This window comes from Variimorphobacter sp. HTMS_6 (assembly GCF_059717775.1).
Map to the genome: position 1 here is coordinate 1,492,001 of NZ_AP046094.1, position 24,297 is coordinate 1,516,297.

The 24,297-nt window shown below is 35.9% G+C and carries 17 protein-coding genes; 15 read left to right on the top strand and 2 right to left on the bottom strand.

The window, feature by feature from the left end; translation table 11 throughout:
- The first annotated feature begins 171 nt into the window (after positions 1-171).
- From AC6IWN_RS06695 to AC6IWN_RS06755, 13 genes are all read left to right on the top strand, one after another.
- A complete protein-coding gene (locus AC6IWN_RS06695) occupies positions 172-2,859 on the top strand; it encodes an SH3 domain-containing protein (protein WP_497991595.1) in 2,688 nt (895 codons plus the stop codon).
- Positions 2,860-2,999: 140 nt separating this feature from the next.
- Positions 3,000-3,578: a methyltransferase family protein gene (locus AC6IWN_RS06700; RefSeq protein ID WP_497991596.1), complete on the top strand. Its 579-nt coding sequence runs from the start codon at positions 3,000-3,002 to the stop codon at positions 3,576-3,578.
- Between the two features lie 83 nt (positions 3,579-3,661).
- Positions 3,662-4,216: a DUF3877 family protein gene (locus tag AC6IWN_RS06705; protein ID WP_497991597.1), complete on the top strand. Its 555-nt coding sequence runs from the start codon at positions 3,662-3,664 to the stop codon at positions 4,214-4,216.
- Positions 4,217-4,422: 206 nt separating this feature from the next.
- Positions 4,423-5,559 (top strand): efflux RND transporter periplasmic adaptor subunit, encoded by a 1,137-nt coding sequence (locus AC6IWN_RS06710; RefSeq protein ID WP_497991598.1) that lies wholly within the window; start codon positions 4,423-4,425, stop codon positions 5,557-5,559.
- On the top strand, positions 5,559-7,667 hold the full coding sequence (locus tag AC6IWN_RS06715; RefSeq protein ID WP_497991599.1) for a hypothetical protein: 2,109 nt from the start codon (positions 5,559-5,561) through the stop codon (positions 7,665-7,667). Before AC6IWN_RS06710 ends, AC6IWN_RS06715 begins: the two co-directional genes overlap by 1 nt.
- A gap of 16 nt (positions 7,668-7,683) precedes the next feature.
- Entirely contained in the window at positions 7,684-10,476 is a 2,793-nt protein-coding gene (locus tag AC6IWN_RS06720; protein WP_497991600.1) for an ABC transporter permease, read from the top strand.
- Positions 10,477-10,531: 55 nt separating this feature from the next.
- Positions 10,532-11,224: an ABC transporter ATP-binding protein gene (locus AC6IWN_RS06725; RefSeq protein WP_497991601.1), complete on the top strand. Its 693-nt coding sequence runs from the start codon at positions 10,532-10,534 to the stop codon at positions 11,222-11,224.
- 36 nt (positions 11,225-11,260) lie between these two features.
- Positions 11,261-12,145: an ABC transporter ATP-binding protein gene (locus AC6IWN_RS06730; RefSeq protein WP_497991602.1), complete on the top strand. Its 885-nt coding sequence runs from the start codon at positions 11,261-11,263 to the stop codon at positions 12,143-12,145.
- Between the two features lie 560 nt (positions 12,146-12,705).
- Positions 12,706-13,923, top strand: a complete 1,218-nt coding sequence (locus tag AC6IWN_RS06735) for an MFS transporter (RefSeq protein WP_497991603.1) — start codon at positions 12,706-12,708, stop codon at positions 13,921-13,923.
- Positions 13,924-13,927: 4 nt separating this feature from the next.
- The gene (locus tag AC6IWN_RS06740) at positions 13,928-14,932 is read left to right on the top strand and encodes an ROK family protein (RefSeq protein WP_497991604.1); all 1,005 of its coding nucleotides are present in this window, start codon (positions 13,928-13,930) and stop codon (positions 14,930-14,932) included.
- A 22-nt stretch (positions 14,933-14,954) separates the two neighbouring features.
- A complete protein-coding gene (locus AC6IWN_RS06745) occupies positions 14,955-15,929 on the top strand; it encodes a phosphotransferase family protein (RefSeq protein ID WP_497991605.1) in 975 nt (324 codons plus the stop codon).
- Between the two features lie 149 nt (positions 15,930-16,078).
- Positions 16,079-18,049, top strand: coding sequence for a glycosyl hydrolase family 18 protein (locus AC6IWN_RS06750; protein WP_497991606.1), 1,971 nt, complete (start codon positions 16,079-16,081; stop codon positions 18,047-18,049).
- Between the two features lie 251 nt (positions 18,050-18,300).
- A complete protein-coding gene (locus AC6IWN_RS06755; protein WP_497991607.1) occupies positions 18,301-18,660 on the top strand; it encodes an ArsR/SmtB family transcription factor in 360 nt (119 codons plus the stop codon).
- Positions 18,661-18,744: 84 nt separating this feature from the next.
- Here the strand turns inward: AC6IWN_RS06755 and AC6IWN_RS06760 are convergent, their stop codons facing one another.
- Positions 18,745-19,869, bottom strand: a complete 1,125-nt coding sequence (locus AC6IWN_RS06760; protein ID WP_497991608.1) for a PTS transporter subunit EIIC — start codon at positions 19,867-19,869, stop codon at positions 18,745-18,747.
- Between the two features lie 336 nt (positions 19,870-20,205).
- Here AC6IWN_RS06760 and AC6IWN_RS06765 point away from each other — a divergent pair, with 336 nt between their 5' ends.
- Both AC6IWN_RS06765 and pepT read left to right on the top strand, forming a co-directional pair.
- Positions 20,206-21,054: an arginase family protein gene (locus tag AC6IWN_RS06765; RefSeq protein WP_497991609.1), complete on the top strand. Its 849-nt coding sequence runs from the start codon at positions 20,206-20,208 to the stop codon at positions 21,052-21,054.
- A gap of 15 nt (positions 21,055-21,069) precedes the next feature.
- Complete coding sequence (gene pepT / locus AC6IWN_RS06770; protein WP_497991610.1) at positions 21,070-22,296, top strand: peptidase T; 1,227 nt, start codon at positions 21,070-21,072, stop codon at positions 22,294-22,296.
- Between the two features lie 190 nt (positions 22,297-22,486).
- On the opposite strand, the gene AC6IWN_RS06775 is transcribed toward pepT, so the two are convergent.
- Positions 22,487-24,271 carry a methyl-accepting chemotaxis protein gene (locus AC6IWN_RS06775; protein ID WP_497991611.1) on the bottom strand — a complete coding sequence of 595 codons (1,785 nt, stop codon included), beginning with the start codon at positions 24,269-24,271 and terminating at the stop codon, positions 22,487-22,489.
- Between the last annotated feature and the right edge of the window lie 26 nt (positions 24,272-24,297).

Consider the following 24,297-nt stretch of genomic DNA (forward strand, 5'->3'; position numbering starts at 1 on the left):
AAAACTGCTAACATTTGGTATATTATATAAATAGAGCGCAAAATGACGAGATGTGTCATGGGAATTTGGATATAAGCAATGATGAGGTAAAATCAACGGAAGCGAGATTTTCCCTGAATTATTGCTTATTTTGCTTTAGTATCACGTTGACCGGTTTGAAAAGGAGAAATCATGAGTTTTAAATTCAAAAAGAAGTATGTAGCAGCCTTGCTTATCCTTTCGCTTGTCGTTCAAAATCTATTATTTAATTATACGGATAAAGTATATGCCACAACGACAGGAACAGTAACAGCTAGCTCACTTTATGTTAGAAGCGGGCCTTCAACATCATCCAGCCATGTAAAAGTTAATGGCAATAATGTGTATTTGAAAAAGGGGGCAAAAGTTTCTATTCTTAGTTCGAAGGGAAGTTTTTATTATGTATCCTTGAAATTTAGCGGAAAATCAGTAAAAGGGTATGTACATAAAAACTATATTAAAACAACGACTGCGAAGCCTACGCCTACGAAAAAACCAACACCGAAACCAACACCGAAACCATCCGGTACAGCGGGTTTATCTGTCAGTGGGAAGGTTACAGCTTCCTCGCTTATAATTAGAAGTGGCGCGGGTACAAAATATTCAAAAATCGGAACATTAGTGAAAAACAATTCCGTAACAGTAAAAGGGGATACCACGGTCGGAAATACAAAATGGTATAAAATAACTGCGAAAAAGAATAATAAGACACTAAACGGCTACGTATCTGCATATTATGTCAAACTTTCATATACCAAAGCGCTGAACGCGCAGGTGTTGACATCGAAAGTTAATGTAAGTACAAAAGCCGGAAGCACGTCTTATGTTAAAAATAAAAGTAAGAAGGCGATTTCTTTAAACAAAGGTACTAGTATTACGGTAAAAAATGAAACCGTTATAGGGTCGAATAAGTGGTACCAGATTACCTTTAAGGTGAGTGGTACAAGCTATGTCGGTTACTTACAGGCGGCTAAGTTTTTATTTAAATCGGTTATAACCCCAACCCCTACAAAAAAACCAACACCAAAACCGACCAAGAAACCGACACCAATTCCAACTAAGAAACCAACACCAAAGCCAACGAAAAAGCCAACACCAAAGCCTACGAAAAAGCCAACACCAAAGCCAACCTCAAAACCTTCGAATAATAATCCGCCGGCCAACGGTGGGACAATAGGTATTCCAAAGGAAGGTACTGCTTTTGAAGTAAATAATTTAAAAGTTTATGACAGCATTACAACACCAACTACCGGTTATGTATGCAATACGGATTTTGTATTCAATGTTTTTAGTTATAATTCGTCGTCCAAAACATTAAGCTTTCTTAAAGATAACAATGATAAGCATATCAAATTAAAAAGTGCTCAGGCTGTAAAGGTAACCGAATCAGTAATATTAAATTATGTACGATATTATAAAATAGAATTCACCTATAACGGAGCAAAGAAAACCGGATATATAATGCCGTCGGTGATATATATTCCGTCAAAAAATTCACCGGTTCCGACGCCGAAGCCTTCAACTGGTTCAGTCACGCCCACAAAGGCTCCGTTAAATAATACACAATTTGAACAGTCATTAACAAAGGAGAAGTTCCCGGAAAGCTATAAAGTATATTTGAGATTACTCCATAACCAGTATCCACAATGGGTATTTAAGGCTTACCATACGGGACTTGACTGGAATACAGTGATTACTGCGGAAAATAAGACCGGTGTCAATCTGATTCCTAATTATAAGGGATTAGAATGGTTATCCATGCAAGGAAGTGCATATAACTGGAGCACGGATAAGTTCACTGTATATGACGGATCATATTGGGTCACCACATCCAAGGCAGCCCTTGGATATTATATGGATCCGCGTAATTTTATTACTACGAATGGTATCTTTCAATTTGAATTATTAAAGTATCAGAGTGCATATCAAGATATCAATGGTGTGGAAAATATATTGAATAATACTGCCTTTGATAAAAAATACAGTTTCACTAACAACTATGGTGTAAAAAAGGACTATAGCTATGCCGAAACATTTTTAAAAGCTGCATTATATTCCGGTGTAAGCCCGTATCACTTAGCTTCCAGATCAAAACAGGAAGTGTTAAGCAGCACAACAAGCTTTAGTGGAAGCGCCACTGGTACATATTCAGGTTATTCCGGATATTATAATTTCTATAATATCGGTGCCACAAACAGTTCCTATGGAGGAGCTATTGCAAATGGATTATCCTTTGCAAAGAACTCGTCTATTACCGTTAATAATACACAATATATGCTGGCTTGGAATGACCGTTTCGGTGCAATTGCTGGCGGTGCTTTCTGGATCGGTAGCCGTTATATCAACAGAGGACAGGATACGGTATATCTTCAGAAGTTCAATGTAACTGATGTTTCAAGATACAGCCATCAGTATATGAGCAATGTAGAAGCTCCATATGCAGAAGCAAAGAAAGTAAAAAGTGCATATAACAGTTTGCTAAATACTCCAATCGTATTCTCGATACCAGTATATCTGAATATGCCATCAAAGCCGGTTCCAATACCTGCTCCGATCAAAAATCCAAATAATAGAATTAAAACTCTTACGGTTAAGAAGACGGACGGAGCTTCTTTGAGCCTTACACCATCCTTTAGTCAAACAACCAAAACCTATAGTGTCGCTGTAACTAATAAGATTACTAAGGTAGTGATTGGTGCAACTGCGGTAAGCTCAGATGCTACGTTAAGCGGAACAGGAACAAAAACACTGAATGTTGGGCAGAATAAGATAGTAGTTTCCATTAAAGCGGAAAACGGCTCTGTTGCCAATTATACGATTATTATTGAAAGAAAAAAATAATTCAAGTATAAATTTGAATGATTAGTGGATAATGTAACGACGTTGTGAAATCATAATTATCTCTTGACTATGGCTAAAATTCATACTATACTAATTACAGTTGAACAACTATTCAATTGTAATTAGTATGGGAGGATTTTATGATACAGTTAATTGGAATTATAGAAGTGATAATATTTTATTCTGCATACTTTTTAAAACTTTTTGATCAAAGAAAAAGAGGAATACAGACAACTCAATTAGGAATCGGAAACAAAAGCAAAAAGACTATTCGGGTCGAAAGTTTACTTAGAATATTTAGTATAATAATTGTACCCGTAATGTTAATCAGTGCGCTGATCAATACCAATCTTACTAAGAATATAAGTTTTCGTAGCATAGGATTACTATTATTCGCGCTTGGAATTATCTCATTTATTATTGCTATGACCACAATGAGAGATAATTGGAGAGCCGGTATACCGGATGAAGATAAAACGGAGATGGTAAGTTCGGGAATATATCGAATTAGTCGTAATCCAGCCTTTTTGGGTTTCGATCTGACCTATATCGGAATATGCTTAAGCTTTGGAAATGCAATCTTGATTATTTTATCAATCGTTACTATAATATTAATGCATCATCAGATATTAGAAGAAGAACGATTTTTAGAGAAGACATTTGGAAAAGAGTATTTGGATTATAAGGGCAAGGTTGGACGTTATTTTATATGGGTTTAATGTGATCATTTCAAGCTTCTTAAGTGATTAATAAATATTGACATGCAATATACATTTCTATAATAGTGATTGGAGAAAATAGAATGGCAGATCGGAAGATACCGGATTTTAAAGAGCTAGAACATAATATTATTGATGTAATAAAGGAAGAACAGATAAAATTGGGATATCGAAGTGAAACCATACGTTTATATTATCCGATGGAGTCCGTTCAAAAATTACTAGGAGAAAATTACGACATAACTACATTGAATGATGTTTTGGATCGATTTTGTCAATCGGTTAAGGAACGTCTTGGAGATGTGTCTCATTCCCATCAAGGCAGCAGATATTGCTTCATTATCCCTGCTTACGGAGTAACCTATGTACATGAAGAGGTGGAAGAGAACTTGTTTTTAGTGGATTTTATCAATAAAATAAACCAACATGGTTGTACACTTGAAGAAATTCTTGATTTATTTCACCATTATAGTGAAAAGGTAGTATTTGAAAACACCACGCATGGTGAATTTGATTACTTGATTTATTTTGAAGATTCTGTTCCGGATGGTTATCGATACTGCATAAAATTTGAGCATGGGCATGCAATTTATCATCGTTTTACAAAAAATGATTATAAAAGTTTTGACTTTGATTAACTTAAAAATCGACAATTTATTTTATATATTTTACAAAGAATAGCGCATATTAAACAAATTGAGTTAGTAATTATTGCTTAAAATGTTTCGATATGTGCTCTTTTTTTGTGATTTAATTGATTAAAGCGAATAATATGTTATAATTCAATTGGCAAATCGTGTAGTTATTTAGCAAATTATTAAGATAGGATTATGACGGTGGTGTGATGAAAAGTTTCTTACATAACGACTTTAAGGGGTTAAAGTCAAGAAAAGCAAAATTTATATTATTAGGAGTGTTTCTAAGTATTTTATTATGCTCTTGTAAGAAGGTTGACGATGATGAGAAAACCATATTCTTACAGCATGAGAGAAAGGACGTATACAACTATTCTTATGTTCAACGAGGTGAAGTGAAATTATCTCAAGAAATTATGTGTACCTATGTCCAGTCTAGGAGTGAAAATTATGCCTTTGCGGTAAAGGACAGAATGATTCAAAATATCTGTGTTAACGAAGGGGAACAAGTACAAAAGGGACAAGTCTTAGCAGAACTTGACAATGATAATGCAGATGCCAAGATTAAGGACAGTAATTATATTATTAAGAAGAATACCTTAATGATTAGTCAGACAAAACAGCAAAAAGAATTGGATTTAAAGGATGCAAAGAAAATTTATAATGCTTCTCCAAAATCAAGTCAGGATAAGAGCACTTATGATAATAAAGTGAATGAGATCAATGCAACTTACAATCAGACGATTGAGGATGGTAAGAATGCTATTGAGATTGAGAAACTCAAATTAAAGTCATACAACAAGACAATAGCGCAGAGCAAGATCTTTTCCGGTATAACCGGAACGGTGTCCTTTATAAAGGCTAACCTGGTAGGTACCTATTCTAATCCGGAAGATCAGGTTATTACAGTAGTAGATAATACAAGCTGTGTATATGAGGTCAAAGATACAAAGTATATGAAATACTTTAAGGATAAACAGAAGATAGATTTGCATGTAAAAACGTCTGATAAAGATAAAATATATCAAATAAAACCGACTGAGGTGTCCAAGTGGAAGAATGTAATGATGTTTCGCTTAGATAAACAAAGTTTCAATCCTAAAGTTGGAGACAATGGTTATATCTATGCAATTATGGGACATAAGGAAAATGTATTATATGTCGACAGCAAGACGATTCATAAGGCAAAAGATAAATATTATGTCTATGTGCTGGATAGCGATGGAAACCGACAAATGAAATATGTGACGATCGGACTTAAGGGTAATAACACCACGGAAATCGTAAGTGGCTTAAATGAGGGCGAGAAAATTATCCTGACAATGGATAGTGTGTGGGGTGAATAATGGAAATTAAAATTTTTAAACAAATTATAGCTTACATATTAATTGTATCACTAGTACTTATTTCAGGAGGATGTTCTAGTTCAAAGAGCATTCAGACATCAAAAGAAATTACCGCCAAGGATCTGATTGAACCGGTTGCTGCACACGATACTTATGTAAAGGCCAACTATGGAGACATAATGAATGCAGACGTTATGAATGCAAGAGTTAGCCCAGAGGTAAAATATCTATCCTTTAAGAAATCAGTCACCTTTGGAGAGTTTTGTGTATCTATTGGTGATAAAGTGAAAAAGGGAGAAGTATTAGCTAGATCATATACAACAGGCACAGAAAAAGCGTTAGTGGATTTGAAGAAACAACGGAAGGATTTACAGGATAAATATAAATATGAAAGCTCATCAAAAAATTATCAGCTTTCCATACTGAAATACCAATTACAATTAATTGATAAAAAGAAAAGTTATACGGATTATGTGGCTAAGAAGGCTGAAATTGATAAAATACAGCTTTTAATAAACCAGTCCAAGGAGACTGAGAGACTGGAAGAACAACATATAAATGATCAGATATCAGAATTGACCGGTAGTAATTCGGTCTATGAAATAAAAGCACCATATGATGGTCAAATAGCCAGCTTAATGAAATTAAAGCAAGGAGATATCGTTTCCACTGCAGCAAAAGTAATCGCTTTTGCGGATAATACGAAGTCTTTAATTCAGACCGATTTTGTTGAACCTAGTATTGTGTCACAGTATGTAAGAAAGTTTGTGGTGATTGACGGGAAAGAGTATCCAATTAAATATGAACCGTATAGTGATGCGGAGTATAAAAGCATAACAGCGGCAGGGGATGCGCTGGTAGGAAATTATAAATTTGAAAATGCTACAAACGATACATTAATCGGTTCATATGCAACAGTCGTTCTGGTTAAGGAGGAACATAAACAAGTTCTCTGCATACCGAATGAATCGATTAACCAGGATACATCCGGTCAGTACATATTTAAAATTGAGAACAATAAAAAAGTTCGGTATAATATCAAAACCGGTATCTCAGATGGTGTATATACTGAAATCCTTGATGGTGTTAAGGAAGGGGATAATGTCTATACCTGGGATAATAATAAAGATGCCACTTTCTCAAAGAAAGCGGTGAAAAAAGGTAATTTTGCGAAGGAATACAAAATAGGTAGTGAAAAAGTATGGTTAAATGACAAGCCAATCACTTTTGACTCTGAAGGTACCAATATGGTCTTTAACTCTTTCGCTGTAAAGGAACATAATAGGATAAAAGCAGGACAGACAATTGCGTATGTAGTGCCTTCCGCAGATGATGTAACATTGGTTGAAAAAAAATTCGAACTAAATGCACTGAAAAAGAAAATGTCAGGAATAGAGGATAATTATAAGTTGTCTTTGAAATTAAAGAACAGCGAATTGAGCAAGTTGAAATCATCCATTGATCGGAATATTAAGAATACAGAGATAAAGTTGTTAAAGCTTGACTATGAATATCAAAAATCAGAATTAAATAAACAACGTCAAATTCTGGAACAGGATGTCTCGAAGATATCAGCGATGTCGAAAGTATCAAAGATTGTTGCAAAAGAAGATTGCATCATAACTGGTCTAGGGCATTTATCAAAGGGAGATGTCATTTTGCCAACAACAATTATAGCTAGAACAGCGAAAATCAACGAATATTTTATTTCGGTTGGAGATGAGGAATGCTCGTTGAATTATGGTCAGAAGGTTAAAGTAGTAGACGATAGTAAGAGTAAAACAGATGGTACTGTTATCACTACATGGAAGTATTCTCTCCCGGGACAATTAGTAAACAGTACGATGTTAATTAAAGTGGACGATTCAACAAAAATCAAACATAATTTAATGACAACAATAACAGAAACGAATATTGCTAAAAACGTAATTATGATTGATAATTCTTATGTTTTTGCTACTGAAACAAATTCTTATGTAAAATATAAGGACAAAGATGGTAATGTAGTTCGAAAAGTATTTATTTCGGGCGGTTATGATGAGAAACGTTGTTGGGCAATAACCGGCATAAGCGAAGATATGGAACTGATGAAAAATACAGAAAAGTAGAGGATATGGCGTAGATATGTTTCAATATTTATTACAAAAAATCATTAATAAAAAATGGATGATTATCAGTCAATTGATTGGCATTGTTTTATTAATCGGAATAGCGACGTCAAATCCTATGTATTTGAATGCAGCACTTTCCCGAATGTTGACTGATGAGTTCACTTCAAAGGTTGAAAAGAATCAGTCCTGGCCGTTTGAAATGGTAACATCAAAAGATTTTGACGTTAATACATCGATAGCAGATGTTAATAAGGTGAATGACTTTATGCAACAAATTCCGGATAGTTTTAATGTGAAAAAACATAATACTATTCGATTATCACAACTTGATACCAGTCTTGCAGATTCTCTCTATGGAAGAGAAGAAAACAGCAATAAAGTTTATAGTATTTCATCCATGACGGATATGGATCAGCATGTTAAGATTGTATCGGGTAAAATGTACTCAAATGAAATCAAGGATGGTAAGATTGAAGCAATAATAAGTGAAGCAGCGATGGTTTCATTGGATGTTCTATTAAATGAAGAATTACAGCTTACATCCTATAAATCACCGGATGGCAAACCGATTATTATTAAAATAGTTGGGGTATATAAAGAAGCCAATCCAGGCGATATGTTCTTTACAACGAAACCAGATAAATATACCACTCAGTGCTTTATACAACCGTCAGTATTTGAAAAAATGTTTGAATCAAAGAGTCTTCAAACAATAAAGATGAATGTTACTTGGTATTCTCAAATGGAATATAAGAACATGAACATAAAAAATATTGATCATATTCTTAAGAAAACATACGATATCAGTGGCGGAGAATATAAAAACACCTTAAAATCCACTAATTATCAGGATGTATTGAAGAATTTTGATAGTAAAATGGATCGAATTCGTACTACCTTTTGGATCTTACAGATTCCATTACTGATATTACTATGTGCCTTTTTATTCATGATATCCGGTCAGATGTTGAAGATGGAGCAAAGTGAAATCTCCGTTATGAAAAGCCGTGGTGCCAGTAGCTTGCAGATCATTGCACTATATTTTTACCAAAGTACTATACTTGCTGTATTAGGATTATTAATTGGAATTCCATTAGGGCGGTTGTTTACCGGGGCTCTTGGCAGTACCAATGAATTTTTACAGTTTTCGAGCTTAAGAAATCTGAATATTCAATATTCCTATGATGTATTTTTATCTGCTTTTGCAGCAGCACTCCTAACGATTTTGGTAACGATTATACCTGTGTTCCGATATAGTAATATCTCAATTGTTGCATTAAAGCAGCAAAAGTATCAGAATAAGAATCCGTTTTGGGAACGCTTTTTCTTAGATTTTATTTTAATCGGTATCGCGTTATATTGTTATTTCACCTATTCAAAGAATACCACTAATATAGTTGCATCCGTAGCAACTGGAAAAGGAGCGGAACCGTTATTATACTTAGGAAGTTCCATTTTTGTATTGGGACTCGGTATGTTTTACATGAGAATACAGCCGTTACTAATTAAATTGATTTATTATATCGGCCGTAATCATTGGAAACCAGCATCCTATACTTCGTTCCTTCAAACAATAAGAGTTGGTAAGAAGCAACAGTTTATTATGCTGTTCATGATTATGATGGTATCACTCGGTATCTTCGATTCCGTTGTTGCCAGAACGATTGTTGTAAATGCGGAAAAGAATATACGCTATCTAGATAGTGCGACCGTTTCATCATTAGAGTTATGGAAAAATAACGGATCAGGCTCTTCGATGGCAGGACCGTTTACCTATTACGAACCCGATTATGACAGATATGCGACGATTAAGGGAGTTAACAAAACCACAAAGGTAGTAATTGATAAGGGAGCTTATATTAAGACTACTGCGGAAGAACTAAAGGGTAATCTGACATTGATGGGAATTCAAACGAAGGAATTTGGTACGATGATTTCTCTTCCGAAGAATTTGAACAGTGAAAATTACTACAGCCAATTAAATAAGATGGCGAAGTCTTCTAATAACGTCCTTGTGTCCTATAATTTTAAAGATAAGATGGGTTACCATATCGGTGATAAAATTGATATATATAATCATAAGGATAAACCCTATATTGGAACCATAAGTGGTTTCTTTAAATATTGGCCAACTTATAAGGATAAGAAAGCGATTATTACAGAAGATGGTAATTATAAAGAAGATGATCAGTATATGATAGTTGCGAATATCGCATCCTTACAGGATACACTTGGAGTAATACCGTATTATGTATTTATGGATTTTAAGGGTGATACGAAGGGATATTATGATTTTGTTGCCAAGAATGAAATCTTAATATCAGATTATACAGACATGACCAAAGATTTGGATGGTATCAGGACAGATACGCTATTTCAAGGGACGAATGGTATCCTAACTATGAGTTTTATCATCATTTTGGTACTATGCGTAATCGGATATTTAATTTATTGGATTCTATCGATAAGATCCAGAGAATTATTGTTTGGTGTTCTTAGAGCGATGGGTATGAGAAAGCGGGAGATTAATCAGATGTTGATTAGTGAACAAATCTTCTCAGGAATTTTTCCGATTATCGCAGGAGGCTGTATCGGATACTTCGCTTCCGTTTTATTTGTTCCTCTATTGCAGACGGCATATGCGACCTCTGACCAGGTGCTTCCTTTAAAATTAATGATACAATCCAGTGATATGATAAGATTATTCATCGTAGTCTTGATGGTGCTTTTGGTCAGTTTAGCAGTAATTATGAGAATTGTATCAAAATTAAATATTACGAACGCTTTGAAGCTGGGAGAGGATTAATAATAATACGGTGTAACCTAGATTAAGAAATGCACGAGTGAGAATGAGGTAAAATATGAATCAGACTTTAATAAATGTCGAACATGTAAATCAAATATTTAATAAGGGTCGTTCCAATGAATTTCAAGCACTGAAGGATATTAATTTCCAAATTCAAGAAAAAGGACTGATTATACTTAGAGGTAGATCCGGTTCCGGTAAGACAACACTTCTAAATATATTGGGCGCGTTGGATTATCCAGAAAGTGGTACTGTAAAATTCGATGATCAGGATATCACAGAAATGTCGGAGGCCAAGAGAGAGCAGCTCAGGCGCGAGCAATTCGGTTTCGTATTTCAATCCGTATCTCTGGTGCCGATGATGAGTGCTTATGAGAATGTGGAATTAGCGATGAGACTTGCAGGGATGAACGAGAACCGAAAGGACAGAGTAGAAGAAGCTTTGAATATGGTCGGTCTGGGTAATCGTATGACCCATATGCCGGCTGAGATGTCCGGTGGTGAGCAACAAAGAGTAGCAATAGCAAGAGCGGTGTCTCATAAGCCAAGAATTATATTTGCCGATGAACCGACCGCTGAATTGGATACTCAAACTGCACATGAGGTTCTCAAGTTATTTAAAGAAATGATAGAAAAAGAAGGAATTACTATCGTAATGACAACCCATGATATCAGCTTAATGAACCTTGGCGATATGTTAATTCAATTAGAAGACGGTATGGTTAAAGAAATAAGTAATAAAAGATAGCAGGGTTTTATATCCGCCAAAGGAAAGGATAAATATATGGCTGAAGCAATGGTTAAGTCGGACAACTTAGTCAAAATATATAAGACAAAGGACATAGAGGTTCTAGCGCTCCAAGGACTTGATTTGAACGTAGAAGCTGGAGAGTTTATGGCCATAATCGGCAATAGCGGAAGTGGTAAAAGTACATTTCTTAATATGATTGGTGGACTGGATCGACCAAGCGCGGGCAAACTATACGTGGATGGTAAGAATCTATTTACGATGACGAATAAGGAATTGGTAGATTACAAAAGAAACACAGTAGGCTTTGTTTGGCAAAATAATGCCAGAAACTTGGTTCCTTATCTGTCGGTACTGGAAAATATTAAAATGCCGATGCAGTTCAATAGTTTAAAGGAAAAGAAGGAAAAATCTTTAGAACTCTTAGATATGGTTGGGTTATCAAAGAAAAAAGATAATAAACTTTATCAACTCTCCGGTGGTGAGCAGCAGCGTATCGCGATCGCGATTGCGTTAGCGAATTCGCCAAAGGTACTTTTGGCAGATGAGCCTACCGGTGCAGTGGATCGTGCTACCGCAGATGTAATCTTTGATGTGTTCAGACGATTAAATAGAGAGCTTGGACTGACCCTTATTGTCGTTACTCATGACGTGGAACTATCCTCTAAGGTTGAACGAGTGGCAGCAATCCGTGATGGTAAGATCAGTAGCGAGCTCTTACTGAAAGAGGCCATTGATTTAGACTCTGAAGAAGCTCATATTGATGGTTGGGGAAGAAAAACACATCAAAAGGAATATGTTGTTGTGGATAGAGCAGGTCGTATTCAGATTCCTAGAGAAATATTGAATGATATGGAGCTGGAAGGTAATAAAATGGTATTGGATTATAAGGATGGTAGAATTACAATTGATAGACCTTAAATCAAAGTTGTGATGTTATCCTATAAACTGTAATTATTCAAGCTGCAATACTTATAATAAATGTTAATGGGACGTTTTTCGGTTGAATAGTGACTGAAAGATGTCCCTTTCCTTTGAATAGAAATAACTGATAGGATTACTCTTCTGGAATATACTAGAAAGGATTGACATTATTAAAGATTAGGAGTAAACTAAAACTACTTAATAAATGCACTTTATAAAGCGCGTTAAATAAAGGGATATTGACAAATTATATGAAGTATTATTAAAAATCATCCCACACAATTTATGAAATAATATCACTATATTTCAATAAATATCAATTAATATCAAAGGTATCAATCAGTATCCATAGGCATCAATAGGTATCAATCAGTATCAATAGGAATCAAAGGTATCAATCAGTATCAATAGGTATCAATCAGTATCAATAACATCAATAGGTATTAATAGTTATTAATCATTATTAATAAGATTCAATAATTATCTATAAGTATTAAAATGTATCATTTAATTTCAATAAGAATCAATTTAAACTATTTAAGATGAAGGAGATTTTTATGGCAACTGGGTTCTTAATCATTATTTATATGGCGTTTATTAGTTTAGGGTTACCGGATTCGTTACTTGGGTCAGCATGGCCGATGATATGGCCAGACATGGGCACATCTTTCGGGACGGCAGGAATTATTACAATGGTGATATCGGGAGGTACAATAATCTCAAGCTTATTAAGTGGAAGGATTATAAAGAAATTTGGAACCGGTAAAGTGACCTTAATTAGTTGTCTTCTTACTGCAGCTCCATTAATGGGATTTTCCGTAGCACCATCTATTATATGGATTATTCTTTTGGCTATTCCACTTGGATTAGGCGCAGGTTCTGTGGACTCAGCTTTAAATCATTATGTAGCTGAAAATTATAAAGCACATCATATGAACTGGTTACATTGTTTCTGGGGCGTAGGTGCAACTACCGGTCCAATTATTATGTCCTACTATACCACGAAGCATAATTCTTGGAGAGGAGGTTATATGGCAGTATCGATCATTCAATTTGCCTTTGTGATTATCCTATTTGTTACCCTTCCACTTTGGAAGCGAGTTGCACAGATCCATGAGCGAGAAAAAATGAATCAAGAATCTACAGATGCGATTCAAACAGACGAATCCTCACAATTCCATGATAAAACCAAACAGAATGTATTCAAAATAAAAGGAGTAAAATTCACGTTATTAGCCTTTTTATTATATTGTGGCACCGAGATGTCGGTAGGTTTGTGGGGAGCCAGTTACTTAGTCGGAGCTAGACATATTTCTGCAGAACGTGCAGCCGGATGGGTTTCACTTTATTATGGCGGTATTACGGCGGGAAGATTAATTACCGGTTTTATAACGATGAAAGTAAGTAATCGTATATTGATCCGATGCGGTCAGATTATCGCTTTGGTAGGTGGAATTTTATTATTACTTCCATTACCAGTTCTATTCTCATTGATCGGATTTGTTCTAATTGGGCTTGGACTTGCGCCGATATATCCTGGTCTGATTCATGAAACACCGAAGCGGTTTGGAAGTGAGAATTCCGCCAATTTGATCGGTTATCAGATGGCTGTTGCTTATACAGGAAGCACATTTTTGCCACCTTTATTTGGAGCATTAGCTACGAATATGAGTGTAGCGATATTACCGATTATTGTTCTGGTATATGTGGCGTTCATGTTTGCGAGTACGGAACGAGTTAACCAACTTTTATCTTTAAAGGGTGTGAGAGGATAAATGAATGGATAAAAAAAGTAATATTATTAAGGATATCAATCTGAATAAGATACGTAAGGCTTTAAAGGAAGTGGGTATTGCAACGAAGCCACAATTATCGGAAGCAACTGGTCTTAGTGTGGTTACTGTTAATTCACTTATTAAAACTTTAATTAATAATGGAGAAATCATTCCGGATGAGATGGTGAGCTCGGAAGGGGGACGTCCTGCTTTGTCTTACCGATTTAACTCAGATTACCGCATGGCTTTGACGATTAATATGCAAGAATATAAGGGAAAAGATATCGCCTTTTACTGTATGATCAACTTAAGAGGAGAGGTGGTAGAACGTAAGGAACAGATTTTGTCCGATGTTAATTTGGAGTCATTTGATACCTATATTGAAGATTTCGTTCATCGATATCCGAATCTTCAAGTCATATACTTTGGTATTCCAGGAGAGGATGTAAATCAAAGGCTGGTAATTTGTGATTATGAGAAGTTAAGAGATCAATCCTTATCCGGATACATCAGTGATAAATTTCAAATGCCTGTATTTTGCGAAAATGATATCAATGCCGCCGTAAATGGATATTGTCATAAGAACGGAACCCGGAAAGACCAGTGTATTGTAGGATTGTATTTTCCGGAAAAATACCCACCAGGAGCAGGTGTCTATTTAGACAATCATATCTATAAAGGAAGAGATGGATTGGTGGGTGAGATAAAATATTTACCATTAGGTATTGACTGGGAAACTTTTGATTTTGATCCGGAGATGGTTCAAGATATCATAATTAAGACCATACAGACATTTCAATGTATGTATGGTCCTAACAGGATCATACTTTACGGAAATGGCGTGAAAAGGGATATCAAAGAGCGCCTGGAAAATCGTTGTTTATCCCAAGTTGAAAAGATGATGCTACCTGACTTAATCTTATCAGACGAATTACACTTGGATTTTGAAGAAGGAATCAACCGTATTGCACTTGACTTTATTGATACAGAACGAATCGAATTATCATGATTTTTATATGGGGAGGGTATTTATGGAGAGCTTAACGAAGAATAAACAGAGCAGGAACACGATAGAAGAGATGGTCAAACGTAGCTTCCAGGATTGTGAACTAGCAAAAGGGGAAGATGCAGTCACCGAGATGAAGGAAGGATGGTTCAATGTAGCCTATAAAGTTATATTATCGGATGGAAGGGATACTGTTTTAAAAATCGCTCCTCCTGTGATTGCTGATATTATGACCTATGAAAAAAATATCATGAAAACCGAGGCTAATATGATGAGACTGGTTGGGGAGCTTACGGATGTAAAGGTTCCTAAAGTTTATTATTATGACGACAGAAGAGATATCTGCGATTCGGATTATTTCTTTATGGAGTTATTGACCGGTAATAATTATGGTAATGTGAAAGGTGATTTATCTGAAGAGGAACAGAGAAATATAGACTTTGAAATTGGTCATTATGTAAGAAAAATGAATGATATTCATGGGAAGGATTACTTCGGATATGAAGCGAATACAGATCTGAGGGGCACCACATGGAAAGATACATTTTTAAAAATGATGGAAGCACTCATAGAGGATGGAAAAAGGAAAGAAGTAACGCTTACTTATTCTTATGATATGCTACGTTCACTAATCGCTGAATACGATACCTATTTGGAAGAAGTTAATGAGCCACGATTTATACACTGGGATCTATGGGATTCTAATGTATTTGTAAAAGAAGGTAAAGTAATCGGACTCCTTGATTTCGAGCGTGCATTATGGGGAGATCCGCTAATGGAAGCACATTTTCGTACCATGGAACCAATGAAGCTGAAGGGGTATGGGAAGGTGGAGTTTACTAGAAGTGAGCAAATCCGCTGCAAACTATATGATATCTATTTATACCTGATTATGATAATTGAGAGCTTCTACAGGAGTTATGATACGGATGAAGCATATAACTATGGATGCGAGAATTTAATTAGGGCTGTGGACTGGTTGGTGAAGGAGCGTAAATAAAGAGAGAGAAATCCTTCCCTATATTATTATAAATACACTGGATAATACTTGAAAGCTACCCATCAATTTGATAATGATACTGGTTTAGAATGTATTTATAATGATAATATACACTCGTTAATCTATTTATCATGAAGTGGAGTATGCCTATGGCACGAAAGCGAAAATTAGTTTCTTTTGCTTTGATACTACTTCTTTTACTCATAATAATGATGAAAGAGCAAATCAGAGCACAAGCAGCAACCATTCGTATCAGTAGTAGTTCATCTACGATGGAAGCGAATCATTATAAAACATTATACATAAATGGAACTAGTAAAAAGGTATCCTGGTATTCAAGTAATAAATCAGTTGCAACAGTGACTACAGGTGGAAAAGTGTACGGTAAGGCACCAGGAACGGCCATCATATATGCTTCTGTTTCGGGTAAGAAACTAGCCTGTAAGGTAACCATAATTAAGCTAAATTCATCCTCGGTTACAATGGGTAAGAGTATCACTCTCAAAGTAAGCGGTACCTCCTCGAAAGTAACCTGGTCAACAAGTAGTAAAAATATAGCCACCATTACCACAACCGGTAAAGTTACGGGGAAAGCACCTGGGAAGGTTACGATTTATGCTTCAGTGGCTGGTAAAAAGCTATCCGGCACCGTAACAGTAGTAAAATTAAGCGGCATTTCTGCTTCCTTATCAATAGGTCAATCGACAACACTGAAAGTTTTAGGAACGACGAATAAAGTTAGTTGGAGCACTAATAACAGTAAAATTGCAGTGGTTTCTGCAAGTGGTGTTGTAACAGCAAAATCAGCTGGTACAGCTGCAATTACCGGAAGTGTATTAGGAATAAAACTATCATCAAATATCACAGTAAAAAGACCGGTTATAGCTCCCGTGGTTACACCAACGTTAACCCCGATAAAAACACCGACTTCGGTACCTACCAAAGTGCTAACACCTTTATCAACACCAACCACGACACCAACCAAGGCACCAACCATGGCACCAACACTTGTATTGACACCAACAACAGCACCCACAAAGGTGCCGACAGTTACTCCAATACCTTCACCATCAAATAAGATAGTCGGGTATTATGCAGCGTGGTCAAGATATTCGGGCTATACTCCGGATAAGATGGATGCGAATAAACTAACGCATATTAATTATGCCTTTGCCGATATCGGCAGTGATTTAAAGATTAAATTAGGTTATCCTGATATCGATGCTGCCAATATTAGTGGTCTGAATCAATTAAAAAAGATCAATCCTAATTTGAGAACGATAATATCGGTAGGAGGATATTCCTGGTCGGGAAGATTTTCGGATGCGGCATTAACCGATCAATCCAGATTAACATTTGCAAATAGTTGTGTTGACTTCATGGTGTATTATGGGTTTGATGGAATCGATATAGACTGGGAATACCCGGTATCGGGAGGATTGTCTTCAAACAGCAAGAGAACGGAGGATAAGCATAATTTCACCTTGTTAATGAAAACCTTAAGAGAAAGATTAAATACACGCGGTATCATAACTGGTAAGCATTATGACCTCACCTTTGCAGGAGCAGCCGGAGCCTGGTATTTGAACAACATTGAATTGATGCAGATTAATCCTTATGTAGATTTTGTGAATATCATGACCTATGATTTACATGGAACGTGGGAGTCAAAAACTAATTTTAATGCACCTCTCTTTAGTGATGATCCTACTAAACCATATAATATCAGTGTGGATAAGAGTATTAAAGAGTGGTTGCAAACGGGTATCCCAAAATCGAAGTTAGTTATGGGAGTGCCATTCTATGGATATATCTATCAATCAGTACCGAATGTGAACAATGGATTCATGCAAACATATTCAGGTGGTGCATCCATATCCTATCAAAAGGTTATATCAAATTACCGGAATGCACCCGGGTATCAATATTATTATAATACCTATGCGAGGGTTCCGTGGATATTTAACCGCTCTACCTTTATCACCTATGAAAATGAGCTGTCCATGAGTGAAAAAGCACAATACATTATGAATAATGATTTAGGCGGCGTTATGATTTGGGAATTAAGCCAAGATCCAAATCAACAGTTATTAAACTCATTATATCAGAAGTTAAAATAAACAAAAATTCATGGATCAAAGGTCTATCTAATCAATAAATATGTTGTAAACAATTAGGCTGGTGCTTGAAAGGGATTCTGTATGGATTCTTATCAAGTATTAGCCTGATTGTTTAATGAAAAAGTCATTTGGCATTTATTTGGTAAGTATGTTATATTTGTTATAGTGATAGGGAATGTAGTACAGGCAAAAAGTACTATAATTATGATTGCTGCAGATATAATGATAGATGCGAAAGGATGGATAATGGAATGAAAGAATCGGATATTAATTTTGACTGCGATGTGATACATGCAGACATTGTCGATAAAGTAAGACTAGTTATGCCGGATGAGGATGAATTATATGACCTTTCGGATTTCTTTAAGGTCTTAGGAGATAGTACGAGGGCGAAGATTATGTGGGCACTAGATGAAAGTGAGATGTGTGTCTGTGATTTAGCGGTATTATTGAATATGACGAAATCTGCGATATCTCATCAGCTAAAATCCTTAAAAGCAGCAAATCTAGTGAAACACAGAAAAGAAGGGAAGGTAGTTTTCTACTCATTAACCGACGATCATGTAAAGCAAATATTTGAAAAAGGATTAGAGCATATACGGGAAAAATAATGAGGTAATATAGATAAGAAGCGTGTGAATAATTTATCCAATTGTTCACACGCTATTCTTATAAATAAATGATATTGGTAGTATTTATGACTCTGATGAAACTTCTTTTACAGCTTTTTTATTATAATCTGCTTCGTTGATGCCAAAAATCATGGTTAAGATAAAGCTGATGATAAAGGCTAGCACCATGGAGAAAAAGAACGTCCAAAAGCCTTCTCCTAGATAAACAACTAATGACGCCATCGAAGGAAACGCAAATGCGATTGCTCCGGCATGTGAGGTTCCTACAATTGCTCCTCCAATTGCTCCTGCGATACAGGCTGCAAACATAGGGCGCTTTAATGGGACGGTTACTCCAAACAAAGCAGGCTCCGTAACTCCAAGAATCGCAGCGATAGAACTAGACATACCTACTGATTTTAAACTTTTATTTTTAGCTATAAAGCTGACTGCCATAGCGGCACCTGCCTGTCCCATAACAGCCGGTCCTAGCAATGGTAGACAGGTATCTATTCCTGTATTTTTAATATTATTAATAATAGCAGGAACCATTCCCCATTGAAAACCAAAGATTACAGCTGGCTGCCAGATAAATCCGAAGATTGCACCCGCTAAAATCGGGCTGGTATTGTATAATGCATTATATCCACCGGCGATGGAATTACCAATAAATGCCCCGATTGGTCCAAAGATAAGGAAAGTTAGAGGAATTACGATTACTGCTGAAAGTAAAGGCTTTAAAAATCCTTTTATCGTATTCGGCAGATATCGTTCCAATGGAATTTCTACATAGTGAAGTAAGGCTACGGCAAGGATAATAGGGATGACACTGGACGGATAATTTAATGATCGAACTGGTAATCCTAAGAATTCCGTCCCTCCACCACCATTCATTAAAGTAGTGATACTGGGGTATACTAGAGCTGCAGCAATCATAACAGAAGTATAAATATCTGCTTTCAGCTTTTTCGCAGCGGAATACGCCAAGAAAACCGGTAAAAAGTAAAAGAATCCGTCAGCTGCTGCATATAAGATCTGATAGGTTCCTTCTGCCTTATCGATCCATCCAAGATTCGTAATCAGGATTAGTAATCCTTTTAATAATGCGGCGGCCATCAATACATTGATGATGGGTAGAAAGATACCGGATATGATATCAATCAATTTGTTGAAAATACTTAGTTTTTGTTTCAGTGTAGTAGTATTCATAAGCGCTCCATTCTGTTCTTTCTTATGTGGATAAAGTGAATCTATTAATTCATGTAAATTCAATCATAATTCGAAAAGAAGTAGAAGTTTGTCGAACGTAGATTGTTTATTGACTTAATTATATAATATACTATTGTAATAGGATATTACAAGTGTATATAATAAATTTATTTCATAATAAGGTATTATGGTTTTAATAAACTAAAATATATACAAAGTTACGTGTGGGTTTGTTTATACTGATAATACAAAGGCATAAACTTTGACTGTACATTATGTTATTAATAATTTAAAGGGAGGTTATATCAAAATTTTAATACGAAAGGACGTGAATAATTGAGTACAAAACATTTAAATATATCTTTTCCTCAGTGGCAGGGGGGTGGCAGGGATTTATCTACATATCATGGTGCAAAGGAATTTCTTGAACTTTATCTTAAGGAAAGTAAGGTGAAGATAATTGAAGTATCTACAGATGACGTGAATTGCACGAAAAATAACATATTCGGTTATGATGTCATTGTAAAACAATTGATGCATGTACATAATTTATTAAAGGAAGAAGATCCGGATACCATATTTACCATTGGAGGGGGATGTGATGCAAATGTTCCGATGGTTTCTTATCTGAATTATAAATTATCGGGTGATATGACGATTCTTTGGTTTGATTCTCATGGTGATTTGAATACGCCACAATCCTCTCCTAGTAAAAATTTTTACGGAATGCCCCTTAGAACCTTATTAGGAGAGAGTGACGATAATATAGTGGAAAGCTTGCCGTCCACATTACTTCCGTCGCAGGTTGTTATGATGGGTGCGCATGAGCTTGATCCGGAAGAGAAGGAGTACATTAAGAATTACACTATCCCTGTTGTATCAGTTTCAGATATGGAGCATAATACAGAGGATGTGATACGATTGATACGGTCAAAGGGAAGCAAGAATCTCTATATCCATTTAGATCTTGATGTACTTGATTCGGAGGATTTTCCTTATGTTCCACTTCCGGTTAAGAGTGGGTTAACAATGAAAACCCTACAAGAGATGATATCCTTACTTAATAATGAATTCCAACTAATCGGGTTGGATATAATGGAATATAATAAAACCGATATGGCTCGATATGAAATGTTTGAAGTTATAACACGAATCGGTTTAGAGCTTGAGAAAAACAACTTATGATAGGAGACAAATAATATGAGAGCATATGAAAGACTTATTAATTATACGAAATACGAAACCGGATCAGTGAGCGGAAATGAGAATTGTCCCAGCTCTCCAGAGCAGTTGGTATTTGCAGATGCATTGGCAAAAGAGATGAAGGACATCGGGATTGACGATGTGACGGTTGACCAGAATGGTTATGTATTCGGTACAATAAAATCCAATATTGAAAACTGGAATGGTACGGTTATAGGCTTCCTCGCACATATGGATGTGGTTCGTGATGTTCCATATCAAAATGTAAAAACAAGACTTGTTGAGAATTATGATGGAACAGATATTATCCTTAATAAGGAGCAGAATATCGTATTAAGCCCATTAGAATATGATTCCTTGAATTCATATATTGGATGTGATCTTGTGGTGACGGATGGAACCACTTTATTGGGTGCGGATGACAAATGCGGTATTGCTGAGATACTCACCATGGCAGAACACCTCTACCAAAACCCTGATATTAAGCATGGAACGATTAAAATCGGTTTTACACCTGATGAGGAGATCGGAAGAGGAGCGGATTTATTCGACGTGAAACTCTTCGGTGCGGAATATGCCTACACTGTAGACGGAGCTGCATTCGGAGAAGTGGAATATGAGACTTTTAATGCAGCTGCTGCACATATTACAATTAATGGGGTCAATATTCATCCGGGCTCTGCAAAAGATAAGATGAAAAATGCATTGCAGATCGCGATGGAATTCAATCAAATGCTGCCAGCGTTGGAAAGACCGGAACATACACAGGATTATGAAGGATTCTATCATCTGGATCAATTGGAGGGCAATGTTGAGAAGGCGGAGTTGCGTTATCTGCTTAGAGACCATGATAAGGATAAATTAGAAGAGAAAAAAGAAAAAATTATAACTATCGCATCAAAGCTGAATCAAAAGTTTGGCGAGAATACAGTGATTGCTAAAGTTAGAGATAGCTATTATAATATGTCCGAGCAGATTAAACCTCATTGGCATTTGATTGATAATGCATATGAAGCTATCAAGGAGTTGGGTGGAAATCCGGTTAGTCTTCCAGTACGTGGTGGTACGGATGGATCCAGATTATCCTTTATGGGATTACCTTGCCCTAACCTGGGAACCGGCAGTCATAATCACCATGGGAAGAAGGAATATGCCTGCGTACAGGCAATGGATCAGAGCGTTGAGCTTTTGATCAAGATCGCAGAAAAGTACGCAAATCTATAGACTAAATTAAATTATATAGCTACAAAACTATAATGATATTGTAATCACATATATCAATTATCCTAATCATATGTGGCTTTAAAGAATATAATATGAATTTTATAATAATAAAAAATGCGCTCGCATTAACTGAAGTACTTGGTTAATACGAGCGTATCTTTTATTATTATTATTATTTAATAAAATTCGTTTACACTATAAAAGTGGATATTTCCTTAATTAATACATCGGAACTTTCCTTTGAAACTGTTGCCTGGGTAGCAATTTCAGAAGACATATTTGTGATTTGGGATATCTTTTCAGCAATATCACCCGTTCCAATTGCTCCTTCAGTAGCTGCTTGCGCAACTTCATTTACAGATACCATAATGTTTTCAATGGATGCAAGTAATTCCTCAGATGTTGCACTGAAATCTGTAATTAAATTATCCATATAAATCGCATCATCATTATATGCTTCCGACACTTTTAAAAACTTATCAAAGCTTTCTGAAATATCACTTGATACGAAGGATAGTAGTTCCTTTGAGCTTTCTGACAGGTTGTTCATCGCTACCGTAACATCACCGGTTACAGTATGTATATTAGTAGCAGCATTCTTGGATTGTTCCGCAAGATTACGAATTTCATCTGCAACAACTGCAAAGCCTTTTCCGCTTTCCCCTGCTCTGGCCGCCTCGATAGAAGCGTTAAGTGCCAACAGGTTGGTTTGTGCAGTGATTTGCATAATTGTATCAGTAAGAACATTAATTTGACTAACAACTTTGGATTGTTCAATTGCTTCTTTCAGTTTAAATTGAATATCATTACCAATACTAACTGTTTTATCCTGGGTTGTTAAGATGTCCTCTTTGGAATCTTTTGCACGTTTGCTGATTTCGATAACTTGTAATGCGGCTTCCTGCGATCTTGTCGCAATATTCTTTGTAGCTGTTTCGATTTCTGAAGATGTGGTTGCCATCATTTCAGCAGAAGCAGATGTTTCTTCCATACTTGCTGCCAATTCTTCTGAAGTTGCAGCAACATCTTCAATGTTACCATTTAGAGCCAATATATTATCGTTAATATTAGAAACTACCTCAACGATATTATCTGAAGCATCTTTAGTGCTACCGATTAGTCGGCCTATCGAATCTTTCATCGTCTCAATTTCATTCGCGAGGGAACCAAAATCATCCCTTCTTATGAGGAATTTACTTGGTAATTGTACAGAAAAATCTCCGGTCGCTAAGGTCTTAAAATAGTTACTTATGGTTTTGAATGATTTTCCTAAATTAATGGATAAGTATACAGATACGGAAACAGCAATAATAATTGAGATAGCGAAAATAATGATGAAACGCATTATAATCCCTTGTGCTACCGCTTTTTCTTCTTTCGTAATATTATTTACATAGCTATCAACAAAATCAACATAATTTCCGGTTCCAATTACCCATTTATATGGTTCAAAAGCTAAGCTATAGCCCCTCTTAGGAGAGGGCTTGGTTTCGTTTACTTTCGGAAACCAGTAATCGGTGTATCCACCACCAGGCTGCTGGCCGGCTTTAATAATAGCTTTGACCATCTCGAAGCCTTTGGCATCTACCATGTCCAAACGATTTTTGCCTTCTTGGTCTTTGCCAAGCAGAACTACATTTGTGCCGTCGTAGGTATCAATCCAAAAATACCCATCCTTACCATAAGTCATCTTTCTTACAGTGTCAGCAGATATTTTCTTTGCTTCCTCTAAAGTATATTCTCCGGATTTATACTTTTGATAGTTATAATCAAGTATGGAGTAAACACTTTGTACATGTTCCTTTATGTTGGTATCGAAATCAGAGCGAATACTCTTTTCCATGGATTGTGTCGTTCTTTTCATAGCGTTATTTTGCTCAATAATAGCAACACTCGCTAAGAGAACAGACACGGCAAGCAGAATCACTGCAAATAAAATAATTTTGGTTCGCACTTTAAAGTGGTTTAGATTCATATTAACAATCTCCTTATTTGGGGAAT